Origin of the sequence: Metabacillus sp. KUDC1714 (assembly GCF_014217835.1) — a bacterium.
GTDB lineage: Bacteria > Bacillota > Bacilli > Bacillales > Bacillaceae > Metabacillus > Metabacillus rhizosphaerae.
The window spans coordinates 5,037,957-5,060,395 of sequence record NZ_CP055263.1; the positions used below are offsets into that span (position 1 = coordinate 5,037,957).

The following is a 22,439-nucleotide window of genomic DNA, read 5'->3' on the forward strand; positions in this document are numbered from 1 at the left end:
TCAATGGATTTTTTCCTCATCATGTTATTGATTAAGTTTTGGTGTAGTTCCTTATAAATATGAAGGATTAGATATCTAGTCCTCAACTTGATCTTACGGTTGAATTTACGTCTCCGTTACTTACTACGCCATCGGATTGATTCAATAATTTAATATAGAGGCCACCTACAACCGACCGATTCTGAAAGTTTATCTGCTTGCCAGTGACCGTGTCATACCAATCGGTAAATGGTACTCGACTTTGCGTTTCATTCAAGAATTCCCAAAGTGGTGTGATCATTTGTTCAAAATCTTCCTTCGATTTTGCCATTGATGCACACCATACAAGCCAATCAGACTTCGTATATGTATTCCTGTTATCGAGAGGTGTTCCGAATTTGTTCTGTTTTGAAATGTAAAAAGGGATTTCTTTTTCTACGATTTCTTCTGGAAACAGGTTTAGTCCGAAAATTCGATCCCATACCAAGTTATATTTAAGACTCCATGTCTCTTGTGTACTATCAAAAGTAAGTTTGTAATGATCATCTACTGCGGCCATTCTTACCCATTGAGATGCCATCTCTTTTGCCATTTGAAAATAAACTTCTCCATCCTTTTCATCAAGCATATTGCACATAAGCGAATAGGCACCGATGCCGAGTATTGCTTTGATGGAAAGGTTAGCATTATGAGCCAAATGCCCTGCAAAGTCATCCGTACATAATTGGTTATCTGGATCAAGTCCGTTTTCTTTTAAATAATTCGCCCAGTCGGTCAAAAGGGCCCAGTTCTCTTTTGCAAAGCCTGCATTTTTTTCATATTTACAAATTGAAGCGGCCATAATCAACATGTTCCCACATTCTTCGATTGGCATCTGGTATTCTAATTTATTTTCACCGTAAACTTGGCCGTTTGCTTTCGGATAACAACCCACATCATGCGGGGCAAAATTAAAATTCCACTCTTTGCTACTAGCATATCGATATATAGGCCTTATCATGCCTTTGACAAGCTCCGGATTGTAGCGTAAAAAAAGTGGGATAGATGGATAACTGACATCAACAGTGGCAACGCAGCCATTGCTGAAGTTTTCTTTTGATAAAAATAAAACTTCTCCTTTTTCATCAACAACCAACTTATGTGCTGCAATCGCCTGCCTGTAAGCAAGTGACAGCATATCCTTATATTTTTCACCACCCGCACTTTTACTGTCATTGATCAGCTTATGGTTAAATTCTTCACACCTATTTTGGATATCCTCATATTGCTCCACTGCCAAGACAAGCATTTCTTCGAACGTTAAACCGTTCCTACGCCAATAGGCACCCAAATGTTTCCCAAAATATTCGATTGAATGAATATCATCGTACGCTAAAAGCAAATAGTGTGAAGATTGACACTCTTGAACCTCACCAATATCTAATACAGCTGCCATTACTGGAGTATCGACTATTACCGGCCTTGGCTGCTGTTCATCGTCTTCCATTAGCAATTGTCCGGATTCCACAAATTGTTTCCTACCATTGTATGATTGTATAACCGTTTTTAGAGAGGTTGTTTGAGGTGCCGCTAGATAACAGTACCCCCAATCAATCCTCGTATCATCTCCTATACGTTTTAGAATTGGCTGTTCTTCAGTACCCATGCGCATAGCTACGATATTGTCATTAATCATTTTTCTAGACCAAACTATTTTTTGATTCGGTGTGTTCACACACAATTCGCCAGATACATCAAAATAAATTTTGACATCATGGGACTTGCCGTCTATAGAACGAACACTGAAAGTTACGTATGAAGCAGGTCTTGTCAATAAATCTAAATCATCAAGAAGCAGCGGTGTAGTAAAACTAACTTCAAGCTCGATACCGTCACCCTCAAATAAATATGAGCTAGTTAAAGGATCAACTTTTAAACTTTTTTGAATCAAGATATCTGGTTCTTTATATTCTGCATCAGAAGCCATCTCTACTTTACCCATGAATCTTCTAGGCTTACCATCTACCATAATCAAACCAACCATGCTGTTACGTTTGTTTGTCCAATGCACCGTATGATCATCATAAAGATGATCTTCTGCTGACCAGACACTGAAATATGGATCAACCGTAACTAGTGGAACGGAAGGGGGTCTAAATGTTTTTTTCATAGTAACACATCTCCTATTATCTAATTTATTGTTCTATTCACATAAGTGAGAAGGAGAGCGTACTGCTCTCCTTTATGCCTGTATAGTACGGTATTGATATCAATTAGTTTGATGTCCGGTATCTCATGAAATCTGTTCCTTCTTTTGCTTGTTTTGATAACTCATCATCGACGTCTTTAATTCCTACATTTTTTAACGCTTCTTGTGATTCCTTAATTAATTTTAGAGCTTCTTCTTCTGATTTTGAATGAATGGCTTGTAGGACTACATCCCCTAACGTATCAAAAACAGGCTGGATTTGCTCATAATTTTCATGTCCCTTAAACACATTATAAGGATCTTTTCCTTCAATTGGCTTAATCCCTTCTGGGGACATAATTTTCTTGAATTCTTCTTCTACTTTATATCTTTCATCATATTGATATCCAAACGCACCACCTGCTAATGAAACTGCACGATATAATCCTGCTAATGTACCGTAAGAAGAACCGATTCCTTCATTATGCAATGCTTTAGGGTCCTCTTTTAATTTATCAACCCATTCTTTTTTCGCTTGAACTTTGCCATCAACCATATCGTAATGAACGCCCTCGATACCATAGTTTGTTAAAAGGAACCCTTCATCAGATGCCAAATAATCTAACATCTTCATGATTTCATCTAATTTATCCTTGGAAACCGTATTTGGAACAGCAATGAGTTGAGAACCAGTTACATTCACTTCTGTTCGATAAGGATCCCCGTTGAAATCATTTAATGGCCCTAATGGAACAAACTTATCTTGAAGTCCTGCTTTTACTAATCCAGACCATAATCCAGGGAACTGATTTGGAACTACTGCATAACGCCCTTGAGTAAACTTTTCCTCCGCAATAGCGCCGGTTTGTGTATATGCCTCTGGATCAAGTAATCCATCATTACGTAGTTTTTGCATGTATAAAATATAATCTTCATATTCTTTTGTTAAAAAGTTCAATTCAGCATTGCCATCTTCATCAATCATCCAACTAGAAGATCCTGCAACTGGTACAAACATCTCAGACATAATGTCTAAAGGCCAACCAGTTCCCCCAGCTCCCAAAGGAAAAACTGGTTTACCATTAACCTCTAGATTCTCATCTTTTACAGCTTGCAGAAATTTGTAAAGATCCTCCGGTGTACGTACAGATTGTGGATCAATCCCTACTTTTTCTGCGATGTCTTTATTAACATATAATCCATATAACCAGTTAATGACATCTTCAGATGTAGCTGGAAAACTAGCATGCAGCATAAATTGACCGCCCTGTTGTTGACTAATAATACTATCGTATAAAGAAGTTGACATATTTTCCTTCTTTACTAGTTCAGCAAGATTTGGATATTTTTCAATATACTCAGTTAAATCATGAAGCTGCCCTTCGTTCGCTGCCTTTAACAATGTTTCACTTTCTTTTCCCCAAGCAGGACCTGTATACAAGTCTGGAAATTCTCCGGTAGCAAAAACTTGAGTGATTTTTTCTACTTCACTTAATCCTTTTGGATAGTCAAATTCCATTTTCACTCCTGTTTCTTCCAAAATCTTTTTGGCAACAGGATTATTTTCAGCATCTTTAGGTTCATTTCCATCTGAACCAGCCCAGTTATGCAAAACCTTTACTGTAATAGGTCCCTCCTTACCATCAGTACTCGTTTCCTCACTCTTTTCCTGACAAGCAGCTAAAATTGCGAGCAACAAAACTAACAACAAAGTCATTAATAGCCTAAATTTCTTTTTCATCTTACTCCCCCTAGAATGATATATTTTCTTTCATATAATAAACTCCTCTATTGAGAAGACCTATCCCTTTACTGAACCAATCATGACGCCCTTGACAAAGTATTTTTGCATAAATGGATAGACACATAAAATTGGTAAAGTCGCCACCATTAAAGTTGCCATACGCAATGATTCTGGCGTAGTTTGCGCTACTGATTGTAGTCCGATCGAAGTTCCTGTTTGTGAAGCATTCTTTGCTGCATCAGCTTGTGCTATTGATTGACTCAAAAGATCATTAAGTAAGGTCTGCACAGGCAATAAATCTTTATTTGTAACAAAGTAGGTTCCTGTAAACCAATCATTCCAGTGAAATACACCTATAAATAGTCCAATTGTGGCAAGTACAGGTGTAGATAATGGCAAAATAATCTTCATAAAAACTTTAAAATCCCCACAACCATCTATCTTCGCTGACTCTTCTAATGAATTAGGCAGTTGCTGAAAAAAGGTTCGAAGCACAATAATATTGAAAAAATTATATAAAAATGGAATAACATAAACCCAAAATGAGTTGATTAATCCCAATTCTCTAAACAAAACAAATGTAGGTATCATTCCTCCGCCAAACAGGGTTGGTATAAAGATGAAAAAGGTAAAGAAAGTTCTTCCTGGTAGTGTTTTTTTCGTTAAAGCATAAGCAAATAATGCACTTAAAAACACATGTAAGGCCGTTCCAATCACTGTACGAAAAATAGTAATTTTATAGGCTTCGAGAAACTTAGTATCTTGAAATATCTGAATATAGTTTTCAAATGTAAACCCTTTCGGAAGAAAATAAATAGGGTACTTCATTGCCGCCACCCCATCACTAAGTGAATAAGCTAAAATATAGATAAAGGGGTAAAGAGTACTAAAAGCAAAAAGTGCTAATAATGCATAATTAATGATAGAAAATATCGACCACTTTCTCCCACTCATTTAAGTCTCCACTCCTTTACCATAGGGATGTCCCATTGACTTTTTTGCTAATCCGATTAGCTGAAATAATAAGAATTAATCCAATGATTCCTTGGAATAACCCTACTGCTGTTGCATAACTAAAACGACCCTGTTCCAAACCAGCCTTGATCACATAAACATCTAACACAGTCCCTATCGAGGCCGTTGAAGGAGTATTCAAAAGTAGTAATTGCTCATATCCTGCAGACATAATACCGCCACATGCAAGAATAAACAATATGACCATCACACCACTTATTGATGGTAATGTTACATGCCACATTTGTCTGAACCTGTTTGCGCCATCCATTTTTGCTGCTTCATATAATTGAGGATCCACTCCTGAAATTGCTGCTAAATAAATAATGGCTCCCCAACCGACACCTTTCCATATATCAGACCCAATTATAAGCTGATAAAAATAATTAAGATTGCCTAAAAACTGAATTTTGTCTAGTCCTAGTACAGCAATCAATTCATTTATCGGTCCTCCATATGGGCTTAATATCCGTTGCATAAGTGTGACAACGACAACCCAAGAGATAAAATGAGGCAGATACGAAATGGTTTGTACAGTTCTTTTAAACTTTGCAACTCTTACTTCATTTAACATAAGCGCTAATATAATAGGCATCGGAAATCCGATTATGAGTTTCATTAAACTTATGATTATTGTGTTACGAATAATTTCTCCTGCTTGATAATAGTTGAAAAACTGTTCAAAATATTTAAGACCTGCCCATGGACTTCCCAAGATTCCCTTTACAAAGTTAAAATCTTTAAAGGCGATTGTTATTCCATACATCGGAATATATGAAAAGATAAAGAACCAAACAATACCTGGAAGTAAAAAAAGATAGAAAACTCTATGCTGCCATATTTTTAACCAGATGTTTTTCTTGTTTTTCGTTACATATACTTGCTGGGAAGCTAGTTTTGATTCAATATGGTTCTTCATTTTTCCTCCACTCCTAAAGAATGTGACATAAGAAGACGTAGATGCTTTGTTACATGGCATCTGTTTTATTGACTACCACTTTACAACTAATTTCGTTATCTCTGTCGAACTATGAATATAGTTGAGTAAAATCGTTTGAGATTGTTCATGCCATTCCCAACTAATATCCTCACTTTTATTTCCTATAACAAGCTTTGCTTCATTCGGCTTTCTAAGACAGTATAGACGAGCCACTGCCTTCATCTTTTCTGGCCCTCTGACAATCATTTCAAAGCCATTTTCATTTTGATTCAGTTCCTCTATTCTTGAGGATGCCGCGATTACCTTCACTTCTTGTACTGTCTGTTTATAATCTAAATCATACAAAAGCGTATTTTCATCAGGCTTTAGCTGAATATGATGGAGAACTTTTAAAGATGGATCAAACAAATCGACAAAGTTCCCTTTTATTTCTAGCGGTTCTTGGCTAATTGATTCATCTAAAACAGCTGCAATTCGATAAGGACCCCGTTGCATCATAAAATAGTTTTTCTCATCTAAAGTAATTTCTTGATCATAGTTTTCTAAGCTACTATTAATCATATCCCTTAACAAATCTGCACTTATTTTAGATTTAGCACATTCGTCAGGAGAAAACTTTAAATAACCAAGGACTCCTTTTTCGATTTGATAGATACCCTGTTCAATTCCACTAGCTATTCCTAAGCTTTCAAAAAGATGTTCTCTTGGAAAATGGTATTGGTGTTTTCCTGTATTCCACCATTCTCTGACTTTATGGTATGGATCACTGTCATCACCAACATAGATTAGTACTCCACCTTCTTTCACCCATTGAGCAAGTGCATTATGCAAATCAGGATATTCCGGCTTTAGAAATTCATAGCTTAAAATCAATAAGCGGTAATCCTTTAAATAATTTGGAAAGCGTCGTATATTATCTAGCTGAACTGGTCTAACCCACAATCCTCTCTTTAAAAGTGGAAGTGTCAATCCATAAAAGGAAGAAAAATTTAATAGTTCTATATCTTGTTCTTTTTGGACTGAATCCGCATCGGTTCCATCATAACGAGAATCGGAATCATTTTCTTCATTAGAAATAATCTTTCTTTGGTACATCATCGAATCAGATAAAAGAACTCCGATTTTTTCAGACATTCCGTGAACATGAATGTCCTGTTGATTCATGTTCCCTAATGTATGCATAACCGTCAGCAAGGTCGTTGCATAGTCTTCAGGGATTTTTTCAAAACCCGTTCCTTCTTGATTAGGGTATTTCCCTTCAAAAATCCGGCAAGGCCATGGAGAAATTTCATAATGCGAAATATCTGGATGTAAAAGTGAAGCTACCACTGTTTTAAAGTAGTTTTTTCGATAATCAGACCACGTATATCTTGGATTATCTTCGATAGGATCATGTAAAAACCACATTCTTCTATCTGTCCCACTTACAAGCTCCTGCATCATCCCATATTCTAAGAAGGCGGTTTCAAAAGTTCGTTCCTTTCGGACACCTTCATACACATTTTTAGTCCGTGAGGTACCAGTCCAAATTTGTGCAATGTAACCATCAATGGCCGGCAAATCAATTAGCATGGATTCAGGACTTACAATTCTCCATTGTGTATAATTTATAAGACTATGAGTAGGAACATAAAATCGTATAAAACGGTTATATTTAACTAACGCATACTCTTTCAACTCACTGCATAACCGATCTAAACTACGCTTATATAAATACGCTTTAAGATGTGAAGCACGATATTGGGCATCTACAGATTCATGTGGCGGATTCCATGGTTCCTTATAATAAATTTGCCATTCTCTTTTAAATGCTTTAGAATATCCTCCATCGACCCAAAATTCAGGTTCTTCTAGATGAATCGCTTCGACACCTGAATCTACTGCAGCTCTAATTCTTTCTGTCAAAAAATTCGTATAAGCAATGGTCGGTACCATATATGGAACATCTTCCCCATGTTGAATATATGATCCTTGTTTATTTTTTTGAGCTTCATCCCAATGCTTTAGACCGTCGAATTTACCATACAAATAATCTTTGTATTCTCCCCATGCAACACCAGTCATTAAATGAACGACATAGCCTTTTTCTTTCCACTCTTTTATTCGTTTTGTCATCGTCTTATCTATTCCATAAACCATTACAAAATCAGTTTGTAAATCAAAAGAAGGCTTAAAAGATGCAGATTCCTGAAAACCGATTCTCTCTTCTTTTCGATCCCTGATAACCATAGGTGTTAATCCCTCCTATTTTTTAGATACGATTTAGTGTTATGTATGACAGGTGAACCTCTAATAGTGGTCTACCTCCATCTGTTTACCACTTCTTAGAGGAATTTCACCTGTTTTATCATTTTCATTTTAATTAAAGAGAGTGGAAATCTTAGTTGCTAGACAGCCCATTGGCTTCTTTAACGAGTTCAAAGTACTGATCTCCACGTACAACCTCATATTCCGTACCTAATGAATTGGCAATTTCCTCAATATCTGAAGGGGTAACTGACCAAGACAACATTCCCATTGAGATGAATAATGGTGACTTTCCATCCCATTCTGCAGATAATTCTGCAATGGCTTCTTTTGCTTCTCCTACACTACTAGCACCTCGCAAAATCGACTGTGGGAGTTTGCCATTTAATATGGATGTTCCACTGGTATTTTCCCAACTGAGGAAAATTCCTTTTGGATTGATATAATCGATATAATCCTGAGCTTCTGATTCAGACAACGGTACGTTCTGTTCATCAACACGGTTAAGTGCATATATAATGTCCATGCCCGTGCGTTTCATGTACTTGTTTGTTTGCTTCGCATATTTTTCGAAAGTGTCATCAGGCCAAGGTGTTGGGTAAATATAACCTGCACCCGATGGACCTGCAATTAAGAGATCGTTTTCGGTTGCTGTATGTTGATAATGGCTTAGCATCGAAGGAGCTGCATCATATAAAAGTGGACTTGCTGACCAGTTTATTGGCACACTTCCTCTTGCTTCATCATCCCAAAGTTGCCTTAATTTATGTTGGTTATACTGCAAGTTGTCGCCTTCTCCAAGAGTAAAGGTAACGTAAATTTTATTAGTAAGTTCCGGTGCAGGTAAAGGCTTCTGTTTTTTCAAATTTCTCTTTGTGCCTGAGAAGACGGTCATATTGTTGAACCAATCGGCAGGTACTACATAGACACTATGCTTTGAAGTAAGTTCAGTTGAACTAAACTCTCCAGCAACATCGTTTCCAAACCAACCTAAGTAAGGTGTATTTGGTTCTACATCTGACAGGATTCTCTCAAACAATTCTTTTTCTTCCGGAACATTTGTTTCAAGCCAGAAGACCATTGCACGGTTAGCAACAGCATAATCTCTCAAATAACCATAAGGTTCTGTCTTTTCTGACGATTGAGGCTGAACATTTGATGCTGATAATTTGAATTGATTCCACATATCCACCGAAACATCTAGATCTTGAGTTCCTGCAGGTGGGGTAAATTTATACACAAAGTAATTTCCAGCATCTGCCCATCTATGCCCATCAAAGCGTTCATCTGAGTTTGACTGGTTACGATCATATAAAAACGGCTCTTCTTCTGATGATCCAGGTATAAACTGTGCAATGATTTTTCCATCTGCTTTAACTGTTACCTCATGCACTGCTGGGCCCCAGCCATCATTCGAAAAGGCGTCCTGAAAACGAAGGTAGACAGCTTCTTTTCCAAGGAAGTTCGATAAATCCAGATCATATACATCTCGATTTTCGCTATCCCTAATCTGTTCTTCTTCCTGAATGATTGTTTGAAAATCATCCCAATTGTCTTCAGGCAAAGCCACACCTCTGCTTGGATTCAATCCAACCAACATACGGTGAGTCGTCTTTGACCAGAGATTCTCAAATTGCCATTTATATGCATCCAATCCGTCTTTGAATTGCCCGCGCAAGTCTTCAATCACTTTCAAATTGTAAGGTGCATTTGTAAGTTTCTCAGCGAGTTCAGGACTGGCAACTACTGCATTTTCTATGCCGGCCATTGTTGTTGCGACATTGATTGAATCTTCCACTTCAGGATCATAGATGATGATACCTGCTATCTCTTTCTTATATTTCATTAGGAGATTCCATGGTTCTTCAATCATTGTATAAGGCACGTCCAAATCATTTAACCAAGTATAATTCCCTTCCTCATAGTCTACTTCGATGGAATAGATTCTCGGTATTTCGCGATTCACATTTCCTTGAAGTGTAGTGAACAACAACTTCTCATCCCCGCTATTTGCCCTTAAATCAATAACATCAAGATGCTTCGCTTTAGCAAATGTAGGTAGAGCCTGACTGTCAGGCCATTGAATTTTTCCATTTTTCTCAGGTTCTAAATTCGGTTTTTTTGCGTAGACAGCAGTACAAGTTAATACTAAGACCATTGTCAATCCTAACAATAAAAGTTTTCGGAACATATTTTCCTCCCCCTATAAAAATAACTGAATCTTAAAAAGGCGAATCGAGCATCAATCCTGTTTAGCAATAAAACAATCTAGAAATATATGTATCTTTAAATGAATCACCTCCTTAAATCGAGCTATTATATGTGATTTTATGAATCTTATCCTCCTTTATCTAATCCCTTAAAAATCAAATGGTAGCGCTTTCTAAAATTTGTTTGCATTATGTATTTCCATGATTAAAACTTCCTGTTAGTTATTTATTGCAACCTTTTGCTTAACAGAAACAAATCAGTGCAGATTGAGACTTTTTATTATATGACTCATTTGTTATATAGAAAGTTAGAAATCTATTAACTTTAGGCTTGTAGGATTCAATAACAATGAAGGAGATTATTCTAGAAAGGTATACTTAGTAGGAAAAAGGAAATTTAAAATCTTAGAAATATATATTCTGAATTATTTAATAATTCATTTAATATATATTTATTATATATAATAATTCATTTATGTCAATAGAACATTTTAAAATATTTTCCTTTTACTGGAACGATAATTGAAATATCACTTACAGACTGAAATTTTAAAGTATTGAAAGAAATTCTAATGTGAATGTTAGTCGTCTACTATAAAGTCAAAAATATTTCCACAGTTAGAGAGATCCTCAATAAAAAAACAAAAAAATACCCAATATTATCGGGTATTTTTACATATATTTCATTATTTTTTTAATTCATTAAAAACCCCAGTTGTCTCCTTAACAATTAATTTTGGAGTAAGGTTTATCTTTTTATAATCTAAGAATGTTTTATTTTTTCGATCATCAAGTAATTCGACTAACACCTTCGCAGCCTCCTGACCCATTTCCTGTTCCGATTGGGATATGTGAGTGTAAACACCAAATTCGTCATATCCAGACGATGGATCATCAAAAGTAAGGATGGAAATATCTTCAGGAACATCCAACCCAATACGCTTTGCCACTCTCGAAATATGCAAACCCAACTTTGCATTCAAAGTGACATAAGCGGAGGCATAGCGAGTCGCAATAAATCGATACAATGGGTGATCATCGTCCAGGTTTCCGTAATCCACTCTAAAATCAGTGAGAATTAGGGAGGGATTAATCATAGCTCCCTTCTCTTTAAGTACATCCATATATCCTTTAATTCTGTCACCTACTGTAATGGTTGGAAGTGCAGAATCTGAACAAATTGCAATATCTCGATGTCCCAGTTCCCATAAGTGAGAAACTGCAAGTTTAGCGCCATATACATTATCAGAATTAACATAATTCGTTTCCACTCCCGGTAAATAGCGATCTATCAGCACGAATGGAAAGTGACGAACCTTCAACTCTAAAATATCATCATTGTATGTTTCTGCGTCAATAGGGAAAATAAACAAACCAACCACTTGCATACGAAGTAGTTCCCTTATAGCCTCTCGCTCGGTTTCTTTTGAGTTATGACTCAACATGATCACAAGATAATAATCCGTTTGATTCAAAACCTTATTTATGCCACTTATTAAGCGTATAGCAAAAAAGTCCTCAACACTAGGCATGATTAGCCCAATCATTTTGCGACCGATTGGAATCTGGGGTGAAACATTTAGCAAAGTATTACCCTCCAAATCACTAGTAGTGCTTTCATTAGTTAAACTAAGTATCCCTTCCTGGACAAAGCTCCCTTTTCCTGGAATACGATAAATCCAACCTTCCTTTGCCAATTCGGCTAATGCATTTGCAACAGTAATCCGACTGACATTAAATTTCTCCATTATCTCACGTTCTGGTGGAATTTTTTCGTGTTCCGACAACTTTTTTGAAGAAATTTGGTTTTTATAATACTCTTGAATTTGCAAATATAGTGGTGTTCTTGAATTATTTTGCATTTAGTATAACTCCTATCCTACTCGAGTCTTTATATCATTATATCAATTATGTTTTTTATTTCAAGAAATCCCTAATTTTACATTGAATTATTAGTTTTTGTTTGAAAAGGAAGGCTATATACGAAACATCTGGTGTATCTCCACCCAGTTGGTCTAAACTTATCCCCAACACCACCCTATATATTTAATATTTTTTAACTATAAAACACCCTTTGTCACAAAAGCTTACCCATTATAAATTGCAAATAAAGGATATACCAATGATCAGGTAGCACAAAGAATGAGAAATAGCGCGATTTCGACACCCCTTTCAATCTAAATCAATGACAGAAAAATATTTTTTGATAACGTTTGTCAAAACAATCAATATATTTATATATATGTATATATAAATATATTTAATATGGTATTATGTAATTGCTTTATAGAATAACTGCGCTATGGGAGATGTAGGAGGTGAATAAGGAAGGTGTCAGCTTTTCTACCACAACATATCATAAGGAGATGTGAAAAATCGTGATTCGAAAGCTTATTATCTTAAGTCTAGTTCTGATATGCACACTTTCATTATCGTTTGGAGTATCCGCTTCTGCAGACTCTAAACCTAACAATGGCTCAATTATATGGCCAATGCATCAGGAACTCCCCACCTTTGCAAATGTGAAGTATTAGATGTTGCCAATGTTCATGACAAACCCGGAGACATCAAGCTGCTTCTAACCACTCTTGAAGGAATTGTCAATCGTGAGAAGCCGCGGATTTATGTACAACAGAATAAAGTTGATCCTTGGCTTAACAATCTGAAGGTTCCTTATAAGCTTCATGACGATGCTATGGATGTCTTCAAGGCTTATGCGAACGAAATTGAAGGTATAATTGTCTACGATCCAGAAATTCCTGACTCGATCAACGTTGCTACTACTCTAGCTGGACTAGAAAATGCCGTTGTCGCAGGTCCTGAACTGGCGAAGCAATTGACCGCTGAACCATATAACCTCGAGGTGATCGAAGATTTCCAAAGCAAATTTAAGAATCGATTGGAAGCGTATACATGGCAGTATGAGAACCTTTGGAACAAAACAACTAAGAGAATGTTAGTCGGGTTGAGTCCAAACACATCAATCCCGATCCCACCAGACAATTACGAATCGTTTCAAACTTTAGCGATCGAGAAGGAACAAGTGCGGGATGACAGTAATCGGAAAACGCATGAATTCGATTTGTCTTCTTATTTGGGAAATGAGGCCGTGTATCTTCGCTTCAACGATGCATTTACTCAAGATGGCTGGGGACCAGCTGTTCACGAAGTGGTCGTGAAGGTGGGGACTTCCTATACCACAAGCTTCCTTCCCTTCATAATAATACGATTTTCCCTGCTCAAAATTAATTTTCTTCTATTAAGATATGTTTCGTGCGTATAGTTGCAATAACCCAGATAAGGGATAGACAGCAAGCTAGGTACATTCGCATCATCCATAATTACATAGTTACCTTTACCGTCTGTTTCATAAACATAAACCCTTCCATATAAAGGATGATTGATCGTTCCATATTTTTCAATACCATTTCTAATCTCGATAGCAAATTTATCACATTCTTTACACAATTCTTGTTCTCCAATTATCTCACTTATCTCTTTTGCATATTCTAATACAACAACAGCAAACATATTCGAGGGAATGTGATAACCAAACAGACAAGCATCATCACTTGGCGAAATCTAGTCCAAGTCATCCCCGTCCAAGCAGTTTCAGAACCTTTTCCATCATTGGGTAGAGTATCTATTAAACTTACATTTTTACGATGAAATCTGTATGACGATTGTTCATCATGGTTTTGTTCTACCTTCCAAGTTTTCAGGATTGTCCTCACCACATTAAAGAAAGTGTTATCAAATATTGAAAGATCATTTGTTTCTTTCCAATAGAAGTATGCTAGTTGGATTGGAAAACATAAGGAATCTATTTCATACTTCCTTTCCCATACTATTGGAGACATATCTGTCTCATCATCTTGATATCCACTTCCATTTGCTGTTTCATTAAATGTATTTGCATACGGATCTTTTAAAATATAATCAAATTGTCTCCGTAGCACGCCTTTAATCATACTCGCAATTTGTTGATCTTCAGAAGCTACCATTAAATAGGGGCGGACTTGAGAAGCAGAATCCCTTAGTCACATCGCTGGAATATCACCTGTTACCACAAACGTTGTATCATCCTGTTTTTCCGTTAATGTGGTCTGATAGGTATTCATAAAGCAGTTCTTAAACAATTGGTGTACTTTATCATTTCCAGAAAAAAAAGTTTCTACATCCTCTATTATTTTCATTAAAGATTTAGGTACGTAGTTTGTCATTAGTTGCATTCATATTTCTCCTCTGTAAATTAATTTTAAAAAATAATGATTCTTTAATAAACTATATTAAATCAACGATTAATTAGCTAACTGATAGTGAATGTATATTCGATGTTATATCTCTATAAATGGAATTTCAGTCATTCTTAAGTTTGTACATCCATACGGTAATAGTTTTACTGTTTTCACTTCGCTGATCGGTTTTCGATCTACTGGCACTCTTGCAACAATTCCGTTATTTTTTGGCCAATTAATTTCGACTACGCTTGCACTAGCTTCAATTGGCGATTCTTTTGGATTAAAAGGAATATCACCAATGCCATTAAACATGTATTCTATATTTTTATCAACATATCCATAATTCCATTGTGAATGGGGTAATACTTCATAATCACAATGAGGGTATACTCGTAACTCTTCATCTTTACCATAATCAATCATATTCCATTCTTCTTCAATAGCGATGGAATATAAAAGTGGACCTCTTCTCACCGCTACCATATCTTCTGGTCTATTTATAAATACAGTCTCATAATTCAGTACGACTTCTATTATTTCTTCACCAATCCAAGTTTTTGATAGGTTATAATACTCCCCAGAGATAGCTTCTTCACCATTTACTCTAGCACTCGAACAAAAGCCCGGAATCCTAATATCAAAATTAAAGTCAAGAGGTTTATCTACACTAACAGTAAATTTCAATATATTATTAAAAGGATAATCTGTAGATAAACTTATCTTTACAGTTCCGTCATTTAGAACTGTTTCCACTTCTGATGAAGCAATTGCTGTGCAAGCAATTCCTTTGTCCGTTGTCATAAATGTAGATAATGCAAACTTTGGCCATGATTGAAATTGGAAGTACAACACCCAAAATGTGACTCAAGTCCAAATAAATGTGCCTCTCCATTGTTCGTTCTAAATGGTTGCTTTCCTTCTTCTATTTTACTGCATTCAACCTGATTAACGAGTTGGTCATATTGATGTGACCACATATCAGGACTAATCGCTGCCGGTAATGCATTATACGCGATATATTCGAGCTGATCTGACCATTTCACATCACCAGTTATTTGAATGAGATGCTCTAATGAATACATAAATTCTGCAACTGAACATAGTTCCGTTCCTTGAATTGGGCTGTCACCAGAAAGACATTCGTCTCCTGTAAAGATCCCTGTAGCCGTTCCGTGAAAATCATGTAATTTTTGAATCATCATTTCTGAAAATTTTTTATCTTCATCGTTCTTGCTAATTCTACTAAATAAAGTTAAAGATTTAACAGCCATTGCTTGATTTACAACATGACTCATTTGACTCCATTGTCCAAATGATGATGGATTTTCATAAGGCCAATTCTCATATAAATACTTATAATCAAAACCTTGAGCTCTCACTTTAATGGATAAGTTTACTAACCAGTCTTCTTTTCTTTTTTCATATAGCCAATAGATAGGAATTAACATCTCATACCATCTTGTGGAAGCCCAATTAAAAATAGTAAATGTATCTATATGTCTATCAAAATTCTTCGTAGCATTATATATGACTTCTTCTACTCTCTCATCCTTACTACATTCATAATAGACAACTAAGACTTTTAATATTAAAAATAAGGCCCACATGTCATATCTGTCTCTTTCCTCTTTCGAACATGGGCAAATCCAACCATCTTCTTCTTGTCCTACTATGATGGCATCTATATACTTTTTCGCTCTTTTTTTCATATCCTCATCATCTAATAAATAAGCCAAAGGTATAAAACCATCTAACCAGTATGGAACACGTTCCCATCCCTCTTTATCTCAGCCAATCCATTTACTTTCTTTAATATCTGGCCAAAATTTATCAAGATTTCCACTTAGTCCTTCTGCCTGAATTTGAAGTTGACGTAATAACCATCCTTTTGGCTTTATTTCATTTGTTGTCAATGGTTTTAGTAATAATTCAGAAATATGGTCTACTTTCATTATTAGTTCCTCCTGGTTAAACGTATTATTGTATGCTTTTTTCTTAATCAAATCGATATACCTGTATTATTAAATTCATTCTACATTTTCTGCTTCATACATCCCCATTGCATCTTTTTGAGCTCGAACTAGAGCCTTATCAATTGTTTTTCTATTATATAAAACGTCAGTAACTTGGGCATAAAGCATTTGACTGTATAAACTTACGCTATCAATTTGAGGTGTAAAGACTGCCCTATCAAATTGATTTGCCATAGCAAGTTGTGGCTTTTTTTGAAATTCCGCACTTTCATAAACTTTTTTAGAAGCAGGTGCTTGTCCTGAATTCGCCCAATCCATAGAATTTTCATTCATGAATTCCAAAAAAGCTTTAACTCCTTCTTTCTTACTCTCTTGAAGTGTTACAGGAATAACAAATTGATGGGATTTGCTAGTAACTGCCTGTTTTTTATTGAAAAACTGAGGAACTTCAGCCATTCCCCACTCCAAATCTGTATCCATAAATGTCGGTGCGGTCCATGGTCCTTTAAAAATCATAGCGACATTTCCTCTTAGAAAATTACCAACTGTATCATAGTCATTTTTAGGAGTAATATTATATTTATGAATCAGATCATGTTCAAATTGAACTGCCTCTTTCATTTCCTTTGAATTAAAATTTGGTTCTCCATTTTCTTTAAAAAAGGTTGAACCATTTTGCTCTACTAGTGTTAAACGCAGGCAATCTCAGCAAAGGTCATTCAAATAGCGGAATCTTCTGCTATTTGGTTAAATAAACACTTCCATGAAAATGTATCAATAGTTGAATTAGACAACGTAATGAATTTTCATCCATCTTATATCTCACTTTGTATGAAAGAAGTATATGGTGTTTCTTCGAAAAAATATTTACTTAAACTACGGATTAATTACTCAAAAACTTTATTAAGTTCAAAAAACGATTCCATAGAAGAGATTGCATTTAGGAGTGGTTTTAATAGTTTATCTTTCTTTTCTAAAACTTTTACAAAAGAGATTGGATTATCTCCTTCACACTTTAGAAATAATTATCGTTAACTGATAGCTTTAAATTTTAGCAGACATGATTGTCATGAAATGATCAATATCAGACCAAATTAAGTCAACATAAAAGACGATTTCCAGTCCAAAACTTGAACTAGAAATCGTCTTTTTTAGAAAATCAGTTATCAACGTCATTTTTTAAGTGCCTTCAGTCAAAATTAGGTGAATAAGGTATAAAATATATTTCTCTCGCTTCACCCGACAAATCGATAGCCCATCTCCTACCGGAAATTGATCGATTCCAACTTTGGAATCACTCGCCATTCGCTGATTAAAGTGTCTTATGGAATAAGTACACGCATCATTGTGATAAGCGTCGGCAACCTGTCCACGATGTAAAACATTATCCCCAACATTCAATGTACCAGGATTCGCTATACGTAATACACGATCTATGTAGTTCTGATAATTTTCCTTATCGTGAGTGTGATTATAAAAAAGCGCCTCAAACCATCATGTAACGTCCTCGTTAAGTTTAATTACCTATTCTTTTATTCTCCGTACTCTTGAACATATATCGAATCCCCTTACCAGCCATCGGTTCATCGTTATATCTTGGTATCACATGAAAGTGAGAATGGAAAATATGTTGACCACCAATTTCGCCACAATTCCAACCAAGGTTATATCCTTGGGGTTTATATTTTTCATCTAAATATCTTTTTACTTCTTTAAGAAGAGTGTATGTTGCACTCCACTCTTCATCTGTTAAATCGAATGCTGTTTCCCTGTGTGCCTTTGGTACAATTAAACCCGAACCTTCAAGTTGCTTACCTTTTATTTGAGCTTCTTCTAGCTGTAAAAACATACAATAATCATTGCTAATAATTATGTTTTGATTTGAATCAAAATTTGGATGACAAAATACACAATCTTTCATTTTTCTATCCCCTCTGCCCATATATTGAAGAATTGCGCCCGAATGTTAAAAAAAGAGACAACTTCTAATTAAGGTACCTGAACCACGGTGAGATATAAATTTCACGTAGTCTGCCACTTAGATAACTTCAGCTATCTTGTTTCGAATAAAACTCCAAAAGCCACAAACAAACAACACGATTCCAAAAACAGTTATAAAGACAACAGGAGAAATTATTTTAACAAAAGAAAACCCAATCATAGTAACACCGACAATTAAATAGTGATGAACATTATGTAATCGATAGGTCTTCTGCTCTATATGCCATGCCCGAAAGTAACCCTGTAAAAATCCTAAGATAATTTGTAATAGAAGTGCAGCATAGGGAAGAAATTCAAGCGAATTTTTTATACAGCCTACGAGAATATAAACAAATCCCATCCCTGAGTAAATAAAAGAGATATAAGTATTGTTCTTATTCTTTTTCGACTGAAAGACACGATAGCCCCAAGCAGCAGCAAAAGAAAATGCGGCAAAAAACCATGCAAATAAGGTGAAGGTCAAAGAAACTTCTTTTAACCAAACGATATAATATGGGAAAATAGCGACTTGTCCAACTGTTACAACAAGAGGGATATACCGTTCACTTTTATTCTTCATGTTGTGCTCCTTCACTTGATGTAATAGTCATAAAATAGATTTCGAAAGACTTCATTTGGATCTCTTCGTAATTTTTCTTCCTGGAACCTTTTCCATTCAGGATAAGACCTCATGAATTGTTCTTTTGTTTGATAACGATAATAAGGGAGGTAATACGTTCCTCCATGATTGAGGGTTAAATTGGTCCAATCTTGGATAATAGCTTCGGCATTAGCAATCTCGTTTTCTTTTAATCCATGTTGGATCAAAATAACTAGACCCAACATCTCTTCCTTGGCATAGTTCAAACTTGTGTGGTTGTCTTTTGCTGCATATCGCACCGTAATATTATGTACTTTAAAATCTTCATTTTTGTCGTTTGGTCGGAGCAATTGCTTTACATCATTTATGTATTCTTCGTAAGAATGAACTGGAATAAAAAACTCTTGCAAGACCTCGACACGACCAGGTTTCGTAAATTCCATGAAGGTGGATTCCGAGCGCATAGCGTTATTTCTATTTATCGTATTACCGTCGATTGAATCAATATATAGTTTTTGAGTTTCCCAAAAAACATTCTCTAAGAATCCACCTTGTCTTCCCAGATCAAGTGCTAGCTTACTTAGACGCACACCTTGTTCTTCTTTGAGTGGAGAATTTTGATCCTGTTTTCCTGTATAGTTGTAGTCAATCACATACATTTCATCCAAAAAGGTACTTGGAGCAACACTTACCCTTGCATAGTGCATGGCTGTATTTTTATGATCTAATAAATTATTAAAATAGGATTCATACTCTTCTGTTTTTAGTTCTTCTGTATGGATGGTGTACACCTCATTTTCCGTTAATTCCAATGTCACATCTAAAATCACACCGAATAATCCATATCCGCCAAAAACGTACTTCATCCATTCGTCTGAGCTATCTCGGGTTACTTTCTTGATTTCTCCTGTAGGTGTTAATAATGTCATTTCCTTTACCGTTCCTGACATTGGACCAAAACGAATATCTCGTCCGTGAGCGTTTACTGAAAGGGACCCCCCTATCGAAAAAATCGACTGTGATTGGGTCACTTTTAAGGCTAAACCATAAGGTGTTATCGCTTCTTGGACATCATCCCATGTTGCTCCACCTTCTACACGGATAGTTTTATTCTGCTCATCAATTTCTAAAACATCATTGAATGTCCGCATATCAAGAACAACACCATCTTTGAAGTAAGTATGGCCGCCTTGCGAATGCTGTAATCCAGCAACTGAAATTTGCTGACCTTTTTCGTTTGCTTCAATTACAATCTTTTGTAAATCAATGCGATTTTTAGCTTTAACTACTCGATCAATATGTACTGGAAGAAGACCAGTATAGTCCGTTGCTAAATTACTTTTAGAGAGACCATATTTTCTTTTCTCAATCGGTATGCTCCATAAGACTACGACAACAATAACAAAAACTAGACTCCCAAGAAACCATGGTTTTTTAGATAATTCCGTTATCGTTTGCATATTAACTCCTGTTTATAAGTTGTATTGTTTTGTGAAAATTCCCTTTTAATGAACATCATGTTCTATCTTTATAATTTTACCATTAATTAGGATTATTTCCTCATTCTGCTTCATTACCTAGAGAAAAAGTGTCAATAACACTTGAGGTTGATTTGATATAATTCTTCCACATAAAATTATAGATCCCTCTAAAAATCAAGAAATAAATCCGTGTCATTCTTAATTAGTACAATGCTCTTTTTAAGATTAATTCGGTTGCACACACATATTCCAGCATATCAGCCCAACATAGAGAAAGTGCACATTTCCTTCTGCAGAATTGCGCCCGATTGCTGAAAGTCGTAATACGGAATCACATTTCAATCGGAACTATTTGACAAGGAATATGGACTCTTTCGTACATGACACTATTTTGATAATCTTTTAATCTACCTTCAAAAATCAATTGAAAATTTTCTGAATGGGGCAAGTCACTTGGTTCAACCAGAGAAAGATCTTTATCATAGTCAATGACCTTACTTTCCTTTAGGACAGATGCCACAAATTGAGAACAGAAGAAAGCATTCTTTCTTTTTATCGGCTTTTTAAACAGCACACCAAATAATCCTATAAAATTATAGCGATAATGTTCCTTCTTGGCTGCTATTTCTTGGATATATTGATACATCTTTTGATATTCATGATTTGTTATGGTTAACGAAAAGATGGCACAATATGCTTGGTTAAATAAGACGGAATGAATATCTTCTCTAACGAATCCTCCAATAAAAGGGTTTTTCGCTGTTTTTCTCCCGAAACTATATACCTCAATTAATTCAGTATCAAAGGCGATTGAGGCATGATTATAGGGTTTTTTAGTATAGGATTTAATCAGTCTATTTAAAATTGTTCCAGTATCAGTTAAAAGGATATAAATCTTTTTTTCTCTGATCATAATCCTCACCTTAAATCTTTTTAAACGATTAATATAAAGAAAAAAACATAAGAAAGACCTAATCAAATTCTTTAGAAAACTTAAATTCCTTACTACGCTAAGGATCGGAATTTTTTTAAAGATAGTTCATAACAGTTATAAAACTTGACTAGTATCTATCTTGGTGGAACTTTTTCCCTTAACCTGTTTTAACGTCGCTACTATGAGAAAACTAACAATCACTAATAAAAGCCATGAACTCACCTTTCCTAGATGAACGAGACTCCATGCATCGGTTTGGTTTGGATATTCCCAAGCTCCAAAAAACGTTGCGATATTTTCGGCTATCCATATAAAAAATCCGATGAGCACAAAAGAAAGTGCGAGTGGCATACGGTAACGTCTTCCATTAACCTCGTATGTGACCCATGATTGCCAAAAGACGATCATGACAAGTCCAGATAACCAAAAGCGGACGTCAATCCAATAATGGTGGGTGAAAAAATTCAAATAAATCGCAGCTGCAAGAGGTACAACGAGCAAAAACGGCGGCCACTTAATTAGTTCAACCTTTAATCTCCTCCACGCCTGACAAAGATAACTCGCTACACTTGCGTACATAAATCCACTATACAAAGGCACTCCAAAAATTTTAAAAATACCTTCCTCTGGATATGACCAGGAGCCCATGTGTACCTTGAAAAGTTCAAGAGCAAGTCCAATAAGGTGAAACAAGGTAATAACCTTTAGTTCATCTCGTGTCTCAAGCCCAGAACGCACCATCCACCACTGCATCAGAAGGCAGATGATGAGCAGCCAGTCATACCGTGGTAGTACGGGAAGTGACATGATTTGTGTAATAGCCAAAGAGGCAAAAATAACGACAGGAAACAAACATGATAGGGCCTGCTCCCAACCAAAACGAATGAGTTGTTTTAGTGCTCTCATGACTTTCCCCTCCAAAATAGGT

The 22,439-nt window shown here is 35.7% G+C and carries 18 protein-coding genes and 3 pseudogenes; 2 read left to right on the forward strand and 19 right to left on the reverse strand.

Annotation, left to right across the window (positions count from 1 at the left end; all coding sequences use genetic code 11):
* Positions 1 to 82: 82 nt before the first annotated feature.
* The 7 genes from HUW50_RS23200 to HUW50_RS23230 all read right to left on the reverse strand — a co-directional run bounded on the left by HUW50_RS23200 (position 83) and on the right by HUW50_RS23230 (position 12,163).
* The gene (locus HUW50_RS23200; protein WP_185653386.1) at positions 83 to 2,128 is read right to left on the reverse strand and encodes a glutaminase family protein; all 2,046 of its coding nucleotides are present in this window, start codon (positions 2,126 to 2,128) and stop codon (positions 83 to 85) included.
* Positions 2,129 to 2,231: 103 nt separating this feature from the next.
* Positions 2,232 to 3,887, reverse strand: a complete 1,656-nt coding sequence (locus HUW50_RS23205) for an extracellular solute-binding protein (protein WP_066338945.1) — start codon at positions 3,885 to 3,887, stop codon at positions 2,232 to 2,234.
* A 60-nt stretch (positions 3,888 to 3,947) separates the two neighbouring features.
* Positions 3,948 to 4,844: a carbohydrate ABC transporter permease gene (locus tag HUW50_RS23210; RefSeq protein ID WP_066338948.1), complete on the reverse strand. Its 897-nt coding sequence runs from the start codon at positions 4,842 to 4,844 to the stop codon at positions 3,948 to 3,950.
* Positions 4,845 to 4,860: 16 nt separating this feature from the next.
* Complete coding sequence (locus tag HUW50_RS23215) at positions 4,861 to 5,823, reverse strand: ABC transporter permease (RefSeq protein WP_066338950.1); 963 nt, start codon at positions 5,821 to 5,823, stop codon at positions 4,861 to 4,863.
* Between the two features lie 72 nt (positions 5,824 to 5,895).
* The gene (locus HUW50_RS23220; RefSeq protein WP_185653387.1) at positions 5,896 to 8,073 is read right to left on the reverse strand and encodes a hypothetical protein; all 2,178 of its coding nucleotides are present in this window, start codon (positions 8,071 to 8,073) and stop codon (positions 5,896 to 5,898) included.
* Between the two features lie 151 nt (positions 8,074 to 8,224).
* The gene (locus tag HUW50_RS23225) at positions 8,225 to 10,282 is read right to left on the reverse strand and encodes a GxGYxYP domain-containing protein (RefSeq protein ID WP_066338956.1); all 2,058 of its coding nucleotides are present in this window, start codon (positions 10,280 to 10,282) and stop codon (positions 8,225 to 8,227) included.
* A 705-nt stretch (positions 10,283 to 10,987) separates the two neighbouring features.
* A complete protein-coding gene (locus HUW50_RS23230; protein WP_066338959.1) occupies positions 10,988 to 12,163 on the reverse strand; it encodes a GntR family transcriptional regulator in 1,176 nt (391 codons plus the stop codon).
* Positions 12,164 to 12,786: 623 nt separating this feature from the next.
* On the opposite strand from HUW50_RS23230, the gene HUW50_RS23235 reads away from it, so the two are divergent.
* Positions 12,787 to 13,584 (forward strand): GxGYxYP domain-containing protein, encoded by a 798-nt coding sequence (locus HUW50_RS23235; protein WP_066338964.1) that lies wholly within the window; start codon positions 12,787 to 12,789, stop codon positions 13,582 to 13,584.
* Here the strand turns inward: HUW50_RS23235 and HUW50_RS27260 are convergent.
* The 5 genes and pseudogenes from HUW50_RS27260 to HUW50_RS23270 all read right to left on the reverse strand — a co-directional run bounded on the left by HUW50_RS27260 (position 13,494) and on the right by HUW50_RS23270 (position 17,214).
* Positions 13,494 to 14,533: pseudogene (locus HUW50_RS27260) on the reverse strand (glycoside hydrolase family 125 protein). The gene HUW50_RS23235 and the pseudogene HUW50_RS27260 sit on opposite strands and share 91 nt — an antisense overlap.
* 105 nt (positions 14,534 to 14,638) lie before the next feature.
* Positions 14,639 to 15,343, reverse strand: a complete 705-nt coding sequence (locus HUW50_RS27660) for a glycoside hydrolase family 127 protein (protein WP_185653390.1) — start codon at positions 15,341 to 15,343, stop codon at positions 14,639 to 14,641.
* Positions 15,340 to 16,290, reverse strand: a pseudogene (locus HUW50_RS27665) (beta-L-arabinofuranosidase domain-containing protein); the annotation flags it as partial. The pseudogene HUW50_RS27665 and the gene HUW50_RS27660, both read right to left, overlap by 4 nt.
* Positions 16,291 to 16,329: 39 nt before the next feature.
* Positions 16,330 to 16,494: a hypothetical protein gene (locus HUW50_RS23265; protein ID WP_157094508.1), complete on the reverse strand. Its 165-nt coding sequence runs from the start codon at positions 16,492 to 16,494 to the stop codon at positions 16,330 to 16,332.
* 75 nt (positions 16,495 to 16,569) lie between these two features.
* Positions 16,570 to 17,214 carry an extracellular solute-binding protein gene (locus HUW50_RS23270; RefSeq protein ID WP_083964776.1) on the reverse strand — a complete coding sequence of 215 codons (645 nt, stop codon included), beginning with the start codon at positions 17,212 to 17,214 and terminating at the stop codon, positions 16,570 to 16,572.
* Between the two features lie 99 nt (positions 17,215 to 17,313).
* Here HUW50_RS23270 and HUW50_RS27670 point away from each other — a divergent pair, with 99 nt between their 5' ends.
* Positions 17,314 to 17,550 (forward strand): helix-turn-helix domain-containing protein, encoded by a 237-nt coding sequence (locus HUW50_RS27670; protein WP_083964777.1) that lies wholly within the window; start codon positions 17,314 to 17,316, stop codon positions 17,548 to 17,550.
* 9 nt (positions 17,551 to 17,559) lie between these two features.
* Here the strand turns inward: HUW50_RS27670 and HUW50_RS27270 are convergent, their stop codons facing one another.
* The 7 genes and pseudogenes from HUW50_RS27270 to HUW50_RS23305 all read right to left on the reverse strand — a co-directional run bounded on the left by HUW50_RS27270 (position 17,560) and on the right by HUW50_RS23305 (position 22,417).
* Positions 17,560 to 17,691: a hypothetical protein gene (locus tag HUW50_RS27270; RefSeq protein ID WP_260445587.1), complete on the reverse strand. Its 132-nt coding sequence runs from the start codon at positions 17,689 to 17,691 to the stop codon at positions 17,560 to 17,562.
* Positions 17,692 to 17,694: 3 nt separating this feature from the next.
* Positions 17,695 to 17,967, reverse strand: a pseudogene (locus HUW50_RS27675) (hypothetical protein); the annotation flags it as partial.
* 64 nt (positions 17,968 to 18,031) lie between these two features.
* Entirely contained in the window at positions 18,032 to 18,436 is a 405-nt protein-coding gene (locus tag HUW50_RS23285) for an HIT family protein (protein ID WP_185653392.1), read from the reverse strand.
* Between the two features lie 117 nt (positions 18,437 to 18,553).
* Positions 18,554 to 19,075, reverse strand: a complete 522-nt coding sequence (locus HUW50_RS23290) for a hypothetical protein (protein ID WP_066338985.1) — start codon at positions 19,073 to 19,075, stop codon at positions 18,554 to 18,556.
* 11 nt (positions 19,076 to 19,086) lie between these two features.
* Positions 19,087 to 20,556, reverse strand: a complete 1,470-nt coding sequence (locus HUW50_RS23295; RefSeq protein ID WP_083964779.1) for an FAD-binding oxidoreductase — start codon at positions 20,554 to 20,556, stop codon at positions 19,087 to 19,089.
* Between the two features lie 352 nt (positions 20,557 to 20,908).
* Positions 20,909 to 21,490, reverse strand: coding sequence for a hypothetical protein (locus HUW50_RS23300; RefSeq protein ID WP_260445588.1), 582 nt, complete (start codon positions 21,488 to 21,490; stop codon positions 20,909 to 20,911).
* A 135-nt stretch (positions 21,491 to 21,625) separates the two neighbouring features.
* Entirely contained in the window at positions 21,626 to 22,417 is a 792-nt protein-coding gene (locus tag HUW50_RS23305; RefSeq protein ID WP_185653393.1) for a DUF817 domain-containing protein, read from the reverse strand.
* Positions 22,418 to 22,439: the final 22 nt, after the last annotated feature.